General features: G+C 63.9%; 1 pseudogene. It reads left to right on the forward strand.

The annotated features are described in order from the left end of the window. Positions 1 to 152: 152 nt before the first annotated feature. A pseudogene (locus AC1DS5_RS25310) lies at positions 153 to 588 on the forward strand (threonine synthase); the annotation flags it as partial.

Here is a 588-nt window from a genome sequence, read left to right on the forward strand (position 1 = left end):
GATCAGGGGCCAGCGGCGGGCCTGAACCCTGGCCAAAGTCGGTTTCCTCGCCCGGCGAAACCCATTATGGTGCCCTTCGATTTCACGCGGCGTGAAGTTTTAACCCCATTATTATCAAAGGCTTGGCGGTTTCCGCGCCTTTGGAGGACGCCTTGACGACCTATATCTCGACGCGGGGAGAGGCCCCGAAACTCGGTTTTTGCGATGTCATGCTGACCGGGCTTGCCCGCGACGGCGGCCTCTACATTCCCGAGGTCTGGCCCCAGTTGTCAGCCGAGACCATCGCGTCGCTGTTCGGCCGGCCCTATTGGGAAGTCGCCGTCGAGGTGCTCCGGCCGTTCGTGGCCGGCGAGATTTCCGACGAGGATCTCGGGCGCATGGCCAATGAGGCCTATGCCACCTTCCGCCATCCCGCCGTGGTGCCGCTCGACCAGACCGCGCCGAACCAGTTCGTGCTCGAGCTGTTTCATGGCCCGACGCTGGCGTTCAAGGACGTCGCCATGCAGCTCATCGCGCGGCTGATGGATCACGTCCTCGCCAAGCGCAATCAGCGCACCACGATCGTGGTCGCGACCTCGGGCGACACCG

Source organism: Polaromonas sp. P4_H1 (assembly GCF_056400945.1).